At 42.4% G+C, this 15,992-nt stretch carries 21 protein-coding genes; 2 read left to right on the top strand and 19 right to left on the bottom strand.

What is annotated here, in order from left to right; genetic code table 11:
* Nucleotides 1-328: 328 nt before the first annotated feature.
* The 18 genes from HGJ98_RS11605 to HGJ98_RS11520 form a co-directional block, all read right to left on the bottom strand.
* Nucleotides 329-865, bottom strand: coding sequence for a hypothetical protein (locus tag HGJ98_RS11605; RefSeq protein WP_291351547.1), 537 nt, complete (start codon nt 863-865; stop codon nt 329-331).
* A gap of 73 nt (nt 866-938) precedes the next feature.
* Entirely contained in the window at nt 939-1,070 is a 132-nt protein-coding gene (locus tag HGJ98_RS22405) for a hypothetical protein (RefSeq protein ID WP_367142722.1), read from the bottom strand.
* Between the two features lie 341 nt (nt 1,071-1,411).
* The gene (locus tag HGJ98_RS11595; RefSeq protein WP_291351545.1) at nt 1,412-1,852 is read right to left on the bottom strand and encodes a DUF1492 domain-containing protein; all 441 of its coding nucleotides are present in this window, start codon (nt 1,850-1,852) and stop codon (nt 1,412-1,414) included.
* Entirely contained in the window at nt 1,842-3,197 is a 1,356-nt protein-coding gene (locus HGJ98_RS11590) for a DEAD/DEAH box helicase (RefSeq protein WP_291351543.1), read from the bottom strand. Before HGJ98_RS11590 ends, HGJ98_RS11595 begins: the two co-directional genes overlap by 11 nt.
* Nucleotides 3,178-3,459: a VRR-NUC domain-containing protein gene (locus HGJ98_RS11585; protein ID WP_291351541.1), complete on the bottom strand. Its 282-nt coding sequence runs from the start codon at nt 3,457-3,459 to the stop codon at nt 3,178-3,180. Before HGJ98_RS11585 ends, HGJ98_RS11590 begins: the two co-directional genes overlap by 20 nt.
* Nucleotides 3,460-3,484: 25 nt before the next feature.
* Nucleotides 3,485-3,703, bottom strand: coding sequence for a hypothetical protein (locus HGJ98_RS11580; RefSeq protein ID WP_291351539.1), 219 nt, complete (start codon nt 3,701-3,703; stop codon nt 3,485-3,487).
* 249 nt (nt 3,704-3,952) lie between these two features.
* A complete protein-coding gene (locus tag HGJ98_RS11575; protein WP_291351537.1) occupies nt 3,953-6,316 on the bottom strand; it encodes a virulence-associated E family protein in 2,364 nt (787 codons plus the stop codon).
* Entirely contained in the window at nt 6,219-6,542 is a 324-nt protein-coding gene (locus HGJ98_RS11570) for a DUF3310 domain-containing protein (RefSeq protein ID WP_291351536.1), read from the bottom strand. The genes HGJ98_RS11575 and HGJ98_RS11570 overlap by 98 nt, the downstream gene beginning before the upstream one ends.
* A gap of 10 nt (nt 6,543-6,552) precedes the next feature.
* Nucleotides 6,553-8,490, bottom strand: coding sequence for a DNA polymerase (locus tag HGJ98_RS11565; RefSeq protein ID WP_291351534.1), 1,938 nt, complete (start codon nt 8,488-8,490; stop codon nt 6,553-6,555).
* Complete coding sequence (locus tag HGJ98_RS11560; RefSeq protein WP_291351532.1) at nt 8,490-9,026, bottom strand: DUF2815 family protein; 537 nt, start codon at nt 9,024-9,026, stop codon at nt 8,490-8,492. The genes HGJ98_RS11565 and HGJ98_RS11560 overlap by 1 nt, the downstream gene beginning before the upstream one ends.
* 2 nt (nt 9,027-9,028) lie before the next feature.
* Nucleotides 9,029-10,162, bottom strand: coding sequence for a DUF2800 domain-containing protein (locus HGJ98_RS11555; protein WP_291351531.1), 1,134 nt, complete (start codon nt 10,160-10,162; stop codon nt 9,029-9,031).
* Entirely contained in the window at nt 10,163-10,498 is a 336-nt protein-coding gene (locus HGJ98_RS11550) for a DNA ligase (protein WP_291351529.1), read from the bottom strand. It lies immediately after the preceding gene.
* Nucleotides 10,495-10,824, bottom strand: coding sequence for a DUF4406 domain-containing protein (locus tag HGJ98_RS11545; protein WP_291351527.1), 330 nt, complete (start codon nt 10,822-10,824; stop codon nt 10,495-10,497). Before HGJ98_RS11545 ends, HGJ98_RS11550 begins: the two co-directional genes overlap by 4 nt.
* A gap of 22 nt (nt 10,825-10,846) precedes the next feature.
* Nucleotides 10,847-10,981, bottom strand: a complete 135-nt coding sequence (locus tag HGJ98_RS11540; RefSeq protein ID WP_291351525.1) for a hypothetical protein — start codon at nt 10,979-10,981, stop codon at nt 10,847-10,849.
* 83 nt (nt 10,982-11,064) lie between these two features.
* The gene (locus HGJ98_RS11535) at nt 11,065-11,472 is read right to left on the bottom strand and encodes a sigma factor-like helix-turn-helix DNA-binding protein (protein WP_291351524.1); all 408 of its coding nucleotides are present in this window, start codon (nt 11,470-11,472) and stop codon (nt 11,065-11,067) included.
* A gap of 271 nt (nt 11,473-11,743) precedes the next feature.
* Nucleotides 11,744-11,941, bottom strand: a complete 198-nt coding sequence (locus HGJ98_RS11530; protein WP_291351522.1) for a hypothetical protein — start codon at nt 11,939-11,941, stop codon at nt 11,744-11,746.
* A gap of 133 nt (nt 11,942-12,074) precedes the next feature.
* Nucleotides 12,075-12,890 (bottom strand): ImmA/IrrE family metallo-endopeptidase, encoded by an 816-nt coding sequence (locus tag HGJ98_RS11525; protein ID WP_291351520.1) that lies wholly within the window; start codon nt 12,888-12,890, stop codon nt 12,075-12,077.
* A 3-nt stretch (nt 12,891-12,893) separates the two neighbouring features.
* A complete protein-coding gene (locus HGJ98_RS11520; protein WP_291351518.1) occupies nt 12,894-13,283 on the bottom strand; it encodes a helix-turn-helix transcriptional regulator in 390 nt (129 codons plus the stop codon).
* A 548-nt stretch (nt 13,284-13,831) separates the two neighbouring features.
* Between HGJ98_RS11520 and HGJ98_RS11515 the strand changes: the two genes are divergently transcribed.
* Both HGJ98_RS11515 and tlp read left to right on the top strand, forming a co-directional pair.
* A complete protein-coding gene (locus tag HGJ98_RS11515) occupies nt 13,832-14,911 on the top strand; it encodes a diguanylate cyclase (RefSeq protein WP_291351516.1) in 1,080 nt (359 codons plus the stop codon).
* A 91-nt stretch (nt 14,912-15,002) separates the two neighbouring features.
* Nucleotides 15,003-15,218 (top strand): small acid-soluble spore protein Tlp, encoded by a 216-nt coding sequence (gene tlp, locus HGJ98_RS11510; RefSeq protein ID WP_291351514.1) that lies wholly within the window; start codon nt 15,003-15,005, stop codon nt 15,216-15,218.
* Between the two features lie 231 nt (nt 15,219-15,449).
* Here tlp and HGJ98_RS11505 read toward each other — a convergent pair whose 3' ends face one another.
* A complete protein-coding gene (locus HGJ98_RS11505) occupies nt 15,450-15,686 on the bottom strand; it encodes a hypothetical protein (protein WP_291351512.1) in 237 nt (78 codons plus the stop codon).
* Nucleotides 15,687-15,992: the final 306 nt, after the last annotated feature.

Genomic DNA, 15,992 nt, shown 5'->3' with positions numbered 1-15,992 from the left:
TCCTTTGCTCATCATTCACTTACAAACCCTCCGCAAACAAAAAACCCACAAGCCTTTTACTAGCAAAGGTTCATGGGCAAATTCATTTTTAATTAACTCTTAAACTCTTACGCAATAGAGGTGAACCATTTACAAATATTACAAGTGGCTTTGAGCACGGTTCCCCCTCAAAGTTATTGACCCACGGGGCTTTATTATTTGCAAAATTCACTGAAGGGGGACAACCATACACGCATTAGCATTTATACGCTTTGACTTTTCCTTGGTTAATGTTTTTCTAATAATAAGCACCTCTTACAAATACACTGACAGTAACTTGTATTTTGAGTTAGATTTCTTTTGTATTAGTTAGTTTATAGTTAAATTTGGTATTGATAAAGGATATTATACTATACATCCTACAAGGGTCATGAACTTCAAATTCATCGGTATTCTCATAAACATTAACTCTTATTTTGATTTCAAGTGTGTTGTCTTCAACCACTTCAATATTTCCAACTTCAACATTATTAAATACGATATTTTTGAAGTTATCACTAACTCCTTCTAAATACATCCCATCTAATAAATTTTTATGAATTATTTCAAACATCTTGCCTTTCATATTTGACATAATACTAAATCGTATTTCCGTTAATTCTTTTAAGGCATCGTCTAGTGAATCTATTTTCTCCTTGAACCATTTTTGTTTTGGTTTTAAAGCTAATTCTATTTGCTTCAACCTGATGCTTATATCTTTGATTTCTTCTGTATCTTTTCTCTTCGAGGATAAATCATCTTTTAACTCTTCAATTTCCTCTATAACTCTATTTATTGTCGCTATGATTTTGTCTTTATCATCTTCAATTGACAACACATCATCCATAGACAACACCCCCTACATATAATTACTTATCACATGTAGGAATATTACAGTTTTGAACAAGCTCAAGTTTGTACTATATTTGTATTCTTTTTACTGATCGTGGGGTTCTTGTTTTTCGATCATGACACCGTTTACAATGGGGCTGCCACTTACTTTCATCCCAGAACAAGGCCTTATCGCCTCGATGCGGAATAATATGGTCCACAACTTCAACTGGGGTTAGCTTCTCTTCTCTCTCGCAGTATCTACATAGAGGATTCTCGTTTAAGTATCATTTACTTTCTTTTCTCCATCGATTGTCATGACCACGTTTACTTTCACTGAGCCTGTCGTCTTTATGAAGTCTTACGTGAAAATCACAATAGTCTTTATCAGTTAGAAGTGGGCACCCTCTGTGCTTACACGGTTTCTTGGTTTTTGTCGGCATAGATTTCAACTCCGATTATTCAGTCTTAAAATACTACTCTCTACCAAAATGAGCATAAGGAAAGCCCCGGGAGATAAATCTCCAAGGGCCTACATCTATGCTACTTTCTACAGCTTATATTATATCTTAGGTTGACTGTGCAAAACCATGCAAAGTTGGCTCTTTTCCACCGCTATTAGTGCTTTCGAGTGGACATAGTGAATGTTTCGCCAGCTAAAGTTCATTATATCGGCGATTTCTTCCCAGGTCTTAAAATTTAAGTATCTAAGTTCGAGTAAGATACCATGTTCCGGCAGCTGAACTTTATTAATCACCGAAACTATCTCTCGTTTAAGGTCAATGAGCTTGTCAATTTCGTTATTAATGTCATGCTCCAGGTCAATGATCTTTACAATAGCATTTTCCATCGGGCTTCGCTGCTTAGTACCGCTAACCCGCTCGGCATGGATGCTTGCAGTAGCTTTGGTAGCCATATCTCTCAAGTTAGCGACCTGTTCAAGTTTATTATTGATTCTCTGATCAAGCCAATAAGCCTGAGATAAATAGTTTTTAACATTCATCATTTCTACCTCCTACTCTCGCTCTAACGGCATCAATCAGGGCCTTCTGCCCAATGTGTTTTCTTTCGAGTGCCTTCATGACCTGTTCGTCAATAGTGCCTTTTGTAATAATATGGTGGATCACCACGGTATCCTTCTGGCCTTGCCTCCAAAGTCTTGCGTTTGCCTGCTGGTAAAGCTCCAAACTCCAAGTAAGCCCAAACCAGATAATCGTGCTGCCTCCAGCTTGGAGGTTCAATCCATGTCCGACTGCGGCAGGATGGGCAACGGCAATCTCGATCTCACCTTGATTCCAGACTTCAATATCTTCCGAGGTTTTGATCTCGCTGACCTTAAATCGTTCTGCGATCCGATCTCGATCGTGAATGTAACCGTAGAAGATGAGGACAGGCTTCCCGTTGGATGCCTCAACCAGATCTTCAAGGGCATCCAACTTTTTATGATGGATTAACCTAACAGCTCTATTTTCGTCATAGACAGCTCCGTTGGCCATTTGCAACAGCTTATTCGAAAGCGCTGCCGCATTAACAGCATCAATGTCACCTTCTTTGAATGGGAGCAGCATTTCACGCTCAAGCTGCTTGTAGAGGGCCATTTCCTGTTCGCTCATGGAAACCTCAATCCGATTATCTACCCGCTTGGGCATCTCAAGATAATCCCTTGCTTTCATACTGACACAGATATCGGACAGTTTCTTGTAGATCGCTTCTTCGGCATCTGCCTTTAGCTTGTAGCTGAAAATGACCTGCTTGTTTCGTTTGTCCGGCTCGAAATAATCTCTTCGATAGTTGCCGATAAATCTTCCGAGCCTTTCACCTCTGTCTAGTAGATTGATTTGGGACCAGAGGTCAAGCAAGCTATTCGGAGCGGGTGTGCCGGTCAGTCCAACGACTCGCTTAAAGTTTGGACGAACTTTTCTCAAAGACTTAAATCGTTTAGAAGAGGGAGATTTGAAACTTGACAATTCGTCAACGATAACCATATCAAAGTCCCATCGGTGGTATTTTACTAACCACTCCACATTTTCACGATTGATGATGTAAATATCCGCTTTTCTATGGAGTGCAAGGCGGCGCTCCTTTTCTGTGCCTAATACTTTGGAAATCTTGATATGGCGTAAATGATCCCATTTTTCACATTCCCTGCTCCAGGTATCCTGAGCTACCCTCAAAGGAGCAATAACCAGAACCTTAGCAACTTCGAAATAATCGAAGAGTAATTCGATAATGGCTGTAAGCGTAATCACGGTCTTGCCTAACCCAAGGTCTAAGAACAAGCCACAGGCGGGATGTTCAAGGATGAAATCTTTGGCATAGTCCTGATATTCATGGGGCACATAGTTCATCCAGCATCTCTCCAATTACTTTAACATCGTCTAAGCAATACACTAAAAATCCTAATGCCTCCAATTGGCCTTTTCTCTTTATCTGAAGAGGCCTCATTTTTTCACCCGGAGCCTTGACCTCTATGAAAGCTAACCTTCCATCTGAAAATAGTATCAAACGATCCGGAACGCCTGACATCCCAGGCGATATAAACTTAAGGGCCAACCCTCCACGCCTTTTTACAGCTCTAACTAGTGCTTTTTCAATATGACTTTCACTCATCATCTTTGGATCCTCATGCAGGTTTTCACACAGCGGATGAGTAGTTCTTCCAGACGTTTTCTGGAATGTACCATAGCCATAATCGCTCATCATCCTTCACAAGGGTTATTGTTTTAATCCCTAGATGTAGTAGTTTGGCTTTCCTAACGTCAGACTTTGATAATCCAGCTTCAGCAGCAAGTTCGTAAACTTTGTTATACGGAACAAAATCGTCTCCTAAGATCATTTCGATGATATTTAACATTAATAGCACTCCAATCTCGGTAGTCAAAAGGGGTAGTCATTTGGGCTAAAAACCCTATCGCGCGGTATAACGTGTTACGTGGGTGATATTACACTCTTTTAACTATTATTAAATACTCATATAGTAATTCTTGTTTTCTTGACTACCTAAACCCTGAAAGAGTTGATATCACTGGATTGCAGGGAGTAGTCTGTTTGATGGGAGAAGCTTTTATTACACTACCGTTGATCACCTTGCTTAAGATCAAAATTATGAACCAACTACCACTCTGACGTATCCTCGTTGTGATCCGTAGATCGGAAATTTGAAGTTACCTTTCTTATTTTCGTCATATCTCTTCCAGCCTTCAATCTTTGCTAAGATAGCATTCAGTTCATAAGCATCTGCCTTCTTGAGGTTGACCGCCTCCTTGCCAAAGCACTCACACCATATTTCCATCGTGCAGACACGCTCACGCCTGACAGTACCCGTCGTTGAAGAGCTAAATTCTCCTCCGTTTAGAAAGCTTCTGCGTTCATATAAATCCATGCTTCCCCAGTTCTCAGGCAGCAGTTTCTCTAAATAGCCGCGTACCAGTCCCTCTCGATCATCAGACTCCATCGCTTCCACCTGCTCTGAAAAGGCCAGCTGCGCATCGGCCCCTTTGAGAAAAAGCTCTTCGCCTGTCCTGTATCTCACAATAGCTTCTGCCCACACCTGATCTGTGTCCGTTAGCTCCCAGGCTTTCTTAGGGCTATTGCCTCCCACGCGCACCGGCCAAAAACGGCGGTTTCCTGTGATATCACGAAGAAATCCGCCATCGCTGTTCGTGCTCCCGACAATAACACACTGTCTAGGGTGGCTTTCCACAGTCGTACCATAGCTTGGGCGGTACTTGTCATCGTCTCTTGAGACAAAGGATTTCACCGTTTCTACATCAATCTTCTTGATACCAGCAAGTTCTCCAAGCTCGAGGATTAAATAGCCCTGCAGCTTTTCTGAGGCCGTCTTATCCCGCATATCTGAGATGGTAAGACTGTCTGAAAACCACTTGCCTCCAAGCCTCGCAAAGAAAGTACTCTTACCGATGCCTTGAGGTCCGTTGAGTACGAGAATGTGGTCGAACTTGACACCCGGTTGATAGATCCTTGCCACAGCGGCACAAAGAGTTTTTCTCATAACCGCTCTAGTGTAGGAATTATCCTCAGCACCTAAATAATCGATAAGGAGTGTATCGAGGCGTTCCATGCCATCCCATTTTGGAAGACCATCGAAATAGTCCTTGATCGGATGATAGGCCCGCTCTGCCACAACTGCTAACAGTGCATCCTTGAATTTCCCAGGTGACCAGATGTGATAGATGTTGTCCAGATAAGCCTTTGCCCCGGCAATATCTGAGTCGCTCCAGCCCGCCTTAACCTGCTTCCAGGGAAGGTCTCCCTTTACATCAATGCAATGGCTATGTTGGTTATAGGCGATACCCTTCAACTTTGGATCATGTCGGAGGATCAAAATAATGTTCGATAAGGAATCCTTGATTTCACCACTTTTTAGAAGTTCAAGATCCGTTTGCCAGTCCTCATCATTTTCCATAAAGTCTTTGTTAGCTTGCTCAACCCGTTCTGCTGCCAGTTGTCGTTTGACACCCTCGTCTGCTGCTGCCAGCTCCTGCATCGCCTTGAAAGACGGAAGTTTTGTAGAACTAGTATCCTCATCATCCTTTGCATCAAGGTCTCTAAACCTATGCAGTCGCACCAGGTCAAAGGCGTTACATAGCTTACCACAGGCCGGATCCGTTGCATGATGTGAAAAAGAGAATTTGTCATTGTATATAAGAACGCCGGCACTACTGTCCGCAGGGATATAGTCATATCTGCCCGGCATCAAGCTTGGCTTGTAGACGTCCGGTATAAACGTCTCAATGGCTTCTTGAATCGTATAAGCTCTGCAAAAGGCTCCTACGACTCCTGGCTTTTCGAGTGGGTCGGCCTGCTTTGCAATAGTACACTTAACGATGGCCGTCTGTCTCGAGGAAACTGGCCATGACGATGTATCCTTCCAGTCTTTATAGCTCGCCAGTACTTTGTCGGGGTCGAGAAACCTTCCTTCCTGACGTTCAAAGACAAATTCGCCATTACTGGAAGTGGAAGCCCAGTACATCAGTCTTGTAGGCTCATAAGTTGTGTCATCAAACTGCTCAATACCAATGTCGTAGGCGACCTTTCTGGCAATCGCCGTATATTCGTCGGCCGAGGTATTTCTTAAAAGAGGAACAATCAACCTTAGCCGTGGTTTTTCCGGGGTGTGTTTGTGAGTCGAGTATACGCAGCAGGCAAAATCGAAAAACATGCTAATCTGCTCCCAGATGCCGGGATTGGCATAATCCATATCCAGGGTTAACATTGACCGAAACTCCACATATCCGGTTTTTCGCTTCCCCTCCTTCAACTTGCCACCTAAAAAACCTCCCACATTTTTAAGTTCATCCTGTTTGGGTTTGGGTAAGCGTTTATACTCCTCGACCGTTTCACTGGTTCTAAAGGTCGAATTGGCTCGTTGTAGAAACGCTTCCCAAGTGATCTGAATATTCTTCCAGCGTTTTGAGCTCTTGCTGTCGGCAACGGATATGATCATTTACATCACCTCTTATTTCAGTGATCAGTTGATTCAAGTACCACTCACATTTATGGAGATCTTCAATACCGTTCTTGTTCTGATAACGCCAAAGGTATTTGAGACGGTTTCCTTTTAAATAACCCATGTACTCCTGCTTGGACATACTCGCTTTGATGCTATCGATACATTCAATCGATCCTGTTGTGTAATGCCGTAGATGATTGATTAGATCTGAATACTCCAATGGCTACACCTCATTCTTTTTTATAGTAGTCACACTCGTAACCATCGGCTCGAAGGGGAAGGCCCTCTGCCCATCTTGGGGGTACACTCATTAATGTGCACACCTCTTCTACACTTCCGGTACCAATCGGCGTTTCTATAACAACTTCATCATGACAATGCATAACAATCAGATAGCCTGCTTCTTCGACTGCAAGCATGGCTTCAGCTAGCAAATCTCTAGCAGTGCCCTGGACAGCATTTTCAACAAGCTTCGGCCCGTAGGTGTCTATCCTGCTCCATCGCTTGCTTTCGCCAATACCTTCGAAGGTAATTCCCTCACGGCCGAACTTGCTGAGTTCAATCCTCGGTTTAATGTAAGAGAGTCTTCGTCCGGAGGGCAGGGTTATAAATAAGATGCCGCTAGTGCACTCAAGGTTTATTTTCCCGACAGTCTGAGGCGTTTTTTCTTTGACCGCTTTGAGAGCTGCTCGATCGATATCCCACCAAAGCTTAGTAATGCTTGGATTGGCGGCTCGCCATGCCGTGACAAGCGGCTGAAGCTCTTCCTCTTTAACGCCCATGTCAAGTGCTCCCATTGCTGTTAAAGCTCCGACACCGCCCCCGAAACCAAGGGCGAGCTCAGATAATTTCCCTTTCTGCCGGAGAGGGGAACCTTTAGTGATTTCTTCAATCGGAACTTTGAACATTTGACTGGCTGAGGCTTCATAAATCTTGCCATGAGTCTTAAACACTTCCATCCGCCATTTCTCACCCGCCAGCCAGGCAATGACCCGCGCTTCGATTGCGCTGAAGTCGGCCACGATAAAACGATGTCCCTGTCTTGGAACAAAGGCAGTCCTTATAAGCTCTGAGAGCACACCGGGTACACTTTCAAATAGCAGCTCAAGGTTATCAAATTGCCTTGCTTTAACTAGATTCCGAGCAAGCGTTAGATCCTTGAGATGATTTTGTGGTAGATTTTGAACGTTTATAATTCTCCCAGCCCAGCGCCCAGTTCTATTTGCACCGTAGAACTGAAGCATTCCTCGCACCCTTCCATCCGGGCATAAAGCCCGATCGATGGCTTCATATTTCTTGATGGACGTCTTGGCCATTTGTAGTCTTAAACTAAGCAGCCGCTCGACTTCCCCATCCGATTCCCTGGCCAAGTCTGCTACCGCCTTCTTGGAAAGGCTCTCCACATGAACTCCATTATTTAGCAGCCACTCTTTGAGCTGAGCTACTGAGTTCGGATTCTCAATGCCTGTCAACTCTTGAGCCTCTGTGAAGATGTCATTTTTATAGAGATGGTCGCAATCAATTGCTTTTCTAACGAGTACCATATCAACCAAGACGCCACGGTCATTAATTGCTTGGTCGAGACAATAAAGCTTCTGCTCCTTTTCGCTCACCGGAAAACTTTTAATTTTGTTTCGGATCGCTCTTTCAACATCGACATCCCGTTTACAATAGGCTTTAAAAAGCTCCCATTTTTCGGGTGCATGATATGGTAGATTGCGTGTACGGTTGCCATTGGCTTGGGTGGGTTTACACGGAATTGAAAAGTACCGAATTAAATCCTTACCTTCCTTAAGCTTCTGTTGTTCAAGCCCAAGAACTAAGCCGACACCCTCGAGGGAAAGTGGCAATCCCAACATTGCCGACTGTACCGCTGTACACAGCCAGGAAACTGGGGACAATGGCCTGTTTAAATACCTTGATAGACTTGTTCTCTCAAATTGTGCGTTGTAGGCGGTCTTGGTAACATCGTTGTTTTCAAGATCACGAAGTACATCCTCAGGAATGCTCTCGCCACTTGCAAGATCAACCAGTAGAACCTCCTCTTCCTCATAGGCATAAGTGAAGAGAAGGATTTCGAAGCTTGGACTGGCGGTGTAGGCATAGACCCCACACTTGGTGAGGTCTACGTCACTGTATGTTTCAAGGTCAATACTAAGCGTTCTCATTAGGCTAGAAAGTCGTCATCGTCAGCCGTGGTAAAGTCATCTTCTGCTCGACTACGACCGCTTAGTGGCTCGCCATCCGATAGCTTCTGGAGATTTTGAAGGCCGCAAGCTATGCCTTTACTCCCGTTCTGGTTGAAGGCAAAGAAGGTGATGCTGGCTCTTCCGTAACAGCCACTATAAAACTCACTCGGATCTAAGATTGCCTTGACGTTTTTATCTACAATGCCAGGCCTGTCCTTGCTGTTGGCATTGATGAAATATGAGTCCTTATAAGCCTCGTCATCCGGTCGATCAACATCCCCATCACGCAGAGGAAGCTTTAAATTGGCAGGAACTTTTCCACCGAACTTAGATGTACCGTCCTTCTTGGCCCGTTCAATGGCTGCTTTAATATCTGCAATCGTCTTCATATCTGTTTTTGGAATGATAATACTCACTGAATATTTTTCATCACCGCCATTTATGGATTTAGGTTCCCATACATTTGCATAGCTGAATCTAACCTTACCGGTTACGACTTTTGTAGTGTTTTCCATAGTTAAATGACCTCCTTAAAATCGGCCTCCGCCGTATTGTTTAATGAAATCGCCTGTCGTTTATCCGAGAACTGAACAAGAGTTGGCTTTCCCGCAGGCTTTTCAACGAGTCCTGAGAGCAGTTCCTTAAACATTTTCTTGCCCAGCAACTTTTCCATGTCGGTTATCCCGATGAGGGATTGTTTATAAATATCGGTGTAACCTGCAGCGGTTACAGTTTCAACCACCGCACGTTCGTTGGTGTACCTTCGATTGCTGCGACCTTCAACCAACTTATAACCATGCCATTCTTTGCCCTCTCTTATGGCTAGATCTGTTGCAAAGGCATACACATCGGCTGCCCAAGTTGCGATCCTATCTGCAAGGTTCAGTACTTCTGAAATTTCTTCTTCCGAAAGTAAGGCTGGAAGCTTAAAGTCATACTTAGCAAGGGATAGGTATTCATCGGCTCTTGCTCGACAAGTATGTCTAGCTCTGCAGAAACGGCAGTGGCCGCCAGGCAAAAACTCACCTTCACCGTTAATCGCTAGCTTTGCTCTAGGTCTAAGCTCTCCTTCGGCCCAAGCGATAAGCTTGTCCGCAGTTATCTCATACGTTGAAATGCTTTCTAAGCGAGGTTGACAAATGGTCATCCGAACTGTTTTTATGTCGTACAAACTATCAAAGAGGGCCAATGCTCCCAGGGCATACAACTTCATTTGCGGGTTTTCTTCCGCTGACACCGCGACACCCTTGCCATATTTCAGGTCAACGATATCTAATGTACTATCGGCAACAATGACCAGATCGCCTGTTCCGAATCCCCCATCAACATAGCAGGAATAGTCCAGCCTCTGCTCAAGAAGGATGATCGGATCCTTGCAATTGGACCTAATTTCGGTTATTAGCTCAATGGCATAATCCACGTAGATATCTGTGTAGTAATCCAGATCATCGCTATCAAACTCGGAGACAGGTCGCTTGACTGTCTCCCCAAGGTATTGTCTTAGTTTATATTCGGATAGCTCGTGAGCTGCAGTTCCTTCGGCAGCAAATACACTGGACGTATTTTCAAATTCCTCCTCAAGCCTTGCCGAAGGTGTGCAGTGTAACCAACGATGAGAGCTTGATGCGGATAATAAGGCATGTTCCCCCATTTATAGCTCCTCTGCTTCTCTTAGTAATTGGGGAAAGACTGCCGGGTCTAAATCGGTTAGTTTCTTGGCTCCGTACTTAGTGATTAGATCTTTAACCTGAGGCTGCTTCCCAGATTGTGATTTTTCGGCCAAAACAGCTCGCACTTTTTCGATGGGAATCGGGTTTTCTACATCCTCTTTCTGAGATGCTGTGTTCTCTTCGCTTTCAGTTCCCTCATCTTGTTTATCATTCTTATCACTGACCACAGCAGTTTGCATACGGTCAACCGTGAATCCCTTCACCGCCTCAAATAGCCTTTCGCCTTCTTGTTGGGTTAATTCTAGCCATACTCTCATCTCTTTGAAACCTCCTCGCATTTATCTGTAAAATATTTGATGGGGATACCCAAGCGTCTCGCAGCCTCAATTTCAACCTTCATACCTTCCGTCAGTTTGCTTCCAAAGACCCAAAGTTCATCCGAACGTTTCATCACTTCTAGTCCTAACTCGATACCTGCTAATCGCTCCTCACGATCGTCCTCATCCAGAAACTGCGTATTATGCAGATGGGGAGCGTATGGAACGACTTTTTTGTTATAGGCAAAATAACAGTATCGAATGGCTTTTGCCGTATTCGCCTCGACATCGTCTCGATAAGGGCTGCACACGAATATTAATTTCATACCTTCATCTCCTGTCTTGACCTCAGCTTTTCCGGATCTGGCTCAGTAACTCCTCAAATCTTTTGTGTAAGGCCCTTTTCTTTTTGTCAGGTTTTCGCTCCGTTAGTACCACATTTGTAGGCTTTTCACTGGTGATGGTAATTCTGATGGTTTGCATTATCTTCGCCTCCTTTGCGTAATTATCGAGGCTGTAAAAAGTACCTCTATATATAAGCCACGGGAATGACGAAAAGGAAGCCCCTAAAACAAATCTTTTTTAATTATTTTTTTGAGCCGCCTTTTTATCTTATTTACACGATCTTGGATAGCCTTTGCCGTCACCCCTTCTTCACGAGCTATGCTTGCCATCGACCTGCCCTCAATGAACACCTTCTTAATTAATTCCTGCTGCTGTGGTAAAAGCCGGATTAACGCATTATGTAAGCTTTCGTTCGTTTCTAGGCTCTCAATCGTGGAAACAACATCAACCCTTTGATCGACCAAATGAATACCTTTCTCCTGAAGATTCTCAACCGAATTGTGCCGTCGGGTTTCTCTATGATCACTGTTATATATGACCCTATCTATTTCAATGGATACCTCCCCGATATCGTCTGGTACTTCAATTTCTACACTCTCACCGGTAACAAATTCGTATTTGATTTTCATAGGTGCTCCCTTCTTCTGCTAGGGCTAGCTAGAAAAAAGGCAGCACTTAATAAACCCCTGAAAACCAAAAAAAGGCTCGAAGTATTGCTTTTCCTAGCTATACCCCGGCCTTGTGGTGGTTCGTTACCCCTAGTGGCTCAGTCAGTAGTAATGAGTTGATATTAAATTTAAAACCGCCGAATAGATTTACTTGATTAAGTAACTCCATCCGGCGGTTATAACTATGGCGGTTGCCATGCTCTTCGTTGCTCGGTCTCTTATTTGCTTTTCTTCACCTTAAATTTCTTCTCCTCTTAGGAGAAATTAACGTTGCCTCCAGTCTCTCATAATCAACCATTATAATCCTACTGCATCTTATACAGGGCATCGAAGCATGACCTTTCGCGTCCGAGTATGCAAATACAAATTCTTTCTTACATGCTGGACATGCCACCACGCCCTTAAGATCCATCTCCGCCATCTGTGACATTTATACACTCCTCCTACTTACAAAAATAAGTTCCAAATGCTCCGTCTGTATCAAGCTAAAAATCTATAGTTTTTGCATCAGCTTTTTCGCATTATTGCGAACAAAGCAGTAAAAAATATATAGCCTGTTTAATTTAGTAGAAGAATGAATATTGATCTACCTCTTGTTTTATCGTTTTTCGATCTTTGATAAAGCCAAAGTTTTTTAACTTTATCTCAGCCGCTTGACGGGATACTTTGAAAATATCTGCGACAAACGAAGGAAACTCTCGCATGGCAAATAAGTCCGTCTCTGAATCTTCTCCTATTATGACTCTTTTATTTGTTATTCCCGCATGGCTTAATACTTGCTGTGCAACGGCTTTAAACGGTGTTTTAGGCATTGCAATCGCTGAGGCCATGTAATCTGCTTGGTATTCCATCCAATCTTCAGACGTTGTATGCCTTCGATAGGCAAAGTTTTCTACCGAGTTCACTCGACATTTAATAACACTTTGTCTGTGTTGGTTATCTATAAAATCAAGGCTGAGCTGCCCTTTGTTTTTTGCATAGACGCCCCGGTGACACCACCAATGTCCACCGCCTTCATGCAATGCAGTAAATCTCAAACGTCCGACTTTATCGGATGCTAAAAGATGATTATCTATAAGTACAGTCCCTTCGGTGATTTCAATACTTTTCTCGCGACCTACTTCGTTATCGTAAACCGGTACCCTCCCATCATCGAAGGCTATCATTCCAAGAATGCTTGCATCAGCGGTTATGTCAGTATATTGCAAATTGACTCCGAGATACACTTCCAGAAAATGCTCATAGTTAATAGGTTGCGGTTCTTTGATCAGAGCAGGTTTATAGTCATTAATCAACAGTTCAGCAAGCTCGTCCATTTCTTTGGCGCTCATGACTGGAACATTGTTCTTATCTCTTTTTCTCCATGAAAATTCTAGCATAACCTACTCCTTATCCTTTTTGCTAATCTCTTCAATGATGCGTTTCCAATCGTCCACTGTGACATCGTTCTGCTTAGCCTTCCGAAGAGCCATTCTGACATAGGGAGCAACCTCGGAGTCCATAATATATTCGGGTAAATCCGGAGATACTGCTCCTTTACGTTCTTTGCCTGCTAAATCATATAACGTTTCTTGATCCTCGGCTGATAGTTTCAGTTCTTTAATTAGTAATTCTAGTTTGTCATTATCCATCGGGTAACGTCGATTGTTTTCGATGTCACTTAGATATGCAGGAGAGAATCCAATCCTTTCACACATATCCCTAAGCGTAATTTCTAAGTCCAAACGTTTTGATTTAATAAAATCACCGAATCTTACATTCTTTTGATCCATATGTATCACATCCTTTGAAACGGCCATTTACTATTTCGCATTTCTGCTAACACAAAAAATATATCATGCCCTAGTAGAGCTTGTACACGCGTAATATTTTCCTTTGTTGCCAGTCCATGACCACTATTACCATAGTTAAGCAATAGACCATTAGAAAATCAAAGAAGCGAAATACCCAATTACTTAGGGATTCGCTTCTATCAAGGAACCGACTTTCTCTCCTGAGAACGATAGAGACGCATTTTTGCAGACGACTTCAATCCTTACCTAATGTATTTCGAAGCTATAAAACGCAATAGGAAATAAGCGTAAGATTTATGCTAACAACGGAGGTAACCCTAGGGAAACTCGCCCCCTCCCTAGGCATCTAACAAACCCTCAGGATGTATTCGAAATATTCCAACTCAAGTTTAAATTAAAATACTATTCTTTCATTCCTCGATTCACACGACATTATAACTATGGTATTATATTTATCGGACATTGTTATATAATACATTTTTTATCTGATGGAACTGATATAGGGGTAAATAAGGTGGGATATTAGGTTGGAATTTGCCAGAGATATGTTTTTTAATGCTACTATTTTGGTATCATTTATTACTTTGGGTAACCATTTATTTAGAGATAAATGTGCGACACCTTCTTCACCTATGCACAGAAAAATATTAGTGGGTATTTTATCCGGGATATTGGGCTGTCTCTTAATGGTATTTAGCGTTCAGGTAACACCCCAGATTTATGTTGATTTTCGGAACATCCCGATTATTATGATGGCTTTGTATACGACTTTCCCGTCAGCGGTTGTTACCTCACTGGTCATTGGGATATTTCGTATCGCTTATTTTGGGATTACCCAATCATCAATTACAGCTTTTACTGCAGCTATTATCATAGGCATGGGTTGTGGTTTTGTAGGAAGGATGAATATAAAGACGCCAGCTAAGTGGGTTTTATCGGTTTTGATTGTATACATTGTCGCTGGAACTGCATTTACAATTCTAGTGAAAAATTCACTATTGCTTAGAGATATCCTTACCGTATATTGTATTGGGATAGCCGTTGCCTCATTATTAATGTATTTCTTGTTAGAGAATGTAACAAAAGCCAATACATTGTATAGCCAAATGAAAGATGCTGCTCAAAAGGATTATTTAACTGGGCTGAACAATGTAAGGCAATTTGATGAACTAATAAACATAACCATCAATCGAGCAAAACTTTTAAATCAAAGTCTTTCCATACTTTTTATTGATATCGATTTTTTCAAGAAAGTAAATGATACTTTTGGACATTTTGAAGGGGATTTAGTATTAAAAGAATTAGGTAATATTTTAAGAAATACCTGTAGGAGTATTGATATCATTTCTCGAAATGGCGGTGAAGAATTTTCTGTTATACTAACTGACTGTCCGTTAGCACAAGCAATTGAAGTGGCTGACCGTATTAGAGAAGCTGTAGAGCAACATCCTTTCATTTTAAGTACTGGTAGAAAAATTAACATTAGTGTATCGATCGGTGTCTCGTCATACCCTGAACATACTGTTGACCCTGAAAAGCTCGTAGAACAGGCAGATATAGCCTTGTATAATGCTAAAAGAGCAGGTAGAAATCTTGTAAGTCTATAGAATGGCAGAAGACAATCGTGTTGAATACATTACATATCATCATCCGGTTTAGGTCATCCTAATCAGGCAATAAAGTTAAGGAGTGATTACTTTGGCCAAACCTGATGATCGATCGGATAATGAGGAACGACTCCAGGATCATATCGACCATACTTTTGTCAATTTGCGGGAATCCGAACGTTACTTAGAAGAACATTCAGATGAGATTTCAAATGAAGAGAGGCAAGCTATTGAAGCAAAAAATGAACGTCGCAGGGAAAGTATTGACTATTTCATAGCAGAAAAAAAGGATGAAGCTCGACGTTAAAGATATAATTCATCTGCGTCCAAACAAAAGCGGCCCTTCAGCTTAGAAAGGCTGCTTTTTCTATCTTAGGGCAATTTAGTTTTTTATCCCGCAGGTTCTACGATAACATCCTTATAAATCAACCCACCCCAGCACATCCCATAGCTACCCCAGTACCTCTTTACCAAGCCGCTTACGCCCTTCCGCGATCTTGAGATGACTGGAAGTATCGGGAACATATTCACCGTCACTTTATGAAAACTGGTTACTTTTCCTCAAATCGATAAGAAATTCCTGGATTGTCTGGTGATATATCTGTGGCGCAAAAACGGCCCCCCAACCACTGCTGAGCTGAAACAGCCCGTCATAAGCTCCACTATAAAATGAGTTGATATAATGTGGAATTTCCTGACCCTTTAAAAAATCATTTATAATATGGGCCTCAATCTGATTCTCTAAAATACACGCCTTGGTGTAGGTTACATCCACTTCGAACAACTCCTTAGTATTTAGAAAAAACAGATGAGCAGTCTAACCCCTGAAAAATAACCGTTACGTCCTTAAAATCACCGAGTGAATACTTTTGTGAGGCAAAGTTACACCTTCCCCAACCCACCTCATCACGTCCCTTAACTACGACAGTTTAACTTTACCAAGCTACGCCCTTCCCTTACCTTTGGGATGAGGCGGGCAACCAATTATTTTGCATCTTTCAAATATTCAACACTTCTTTTCATGCATGAACGGTACATAGGCAGCCATAGATTGGACCTTGGCAACCAGCTTGCACACTTA

This window comes from Desulfosporosinus sp. (genome assembly GCF_014237355.1).
GTDB lineage: Bacteria > Bacillota > Desulfitobacteriia > Desulfitobacteriales > Desulfitobacteriaceae > Desulfosporosinus.
This window is presented reverse-complemented; position numbering and strand designations above follow the sequence as displayed.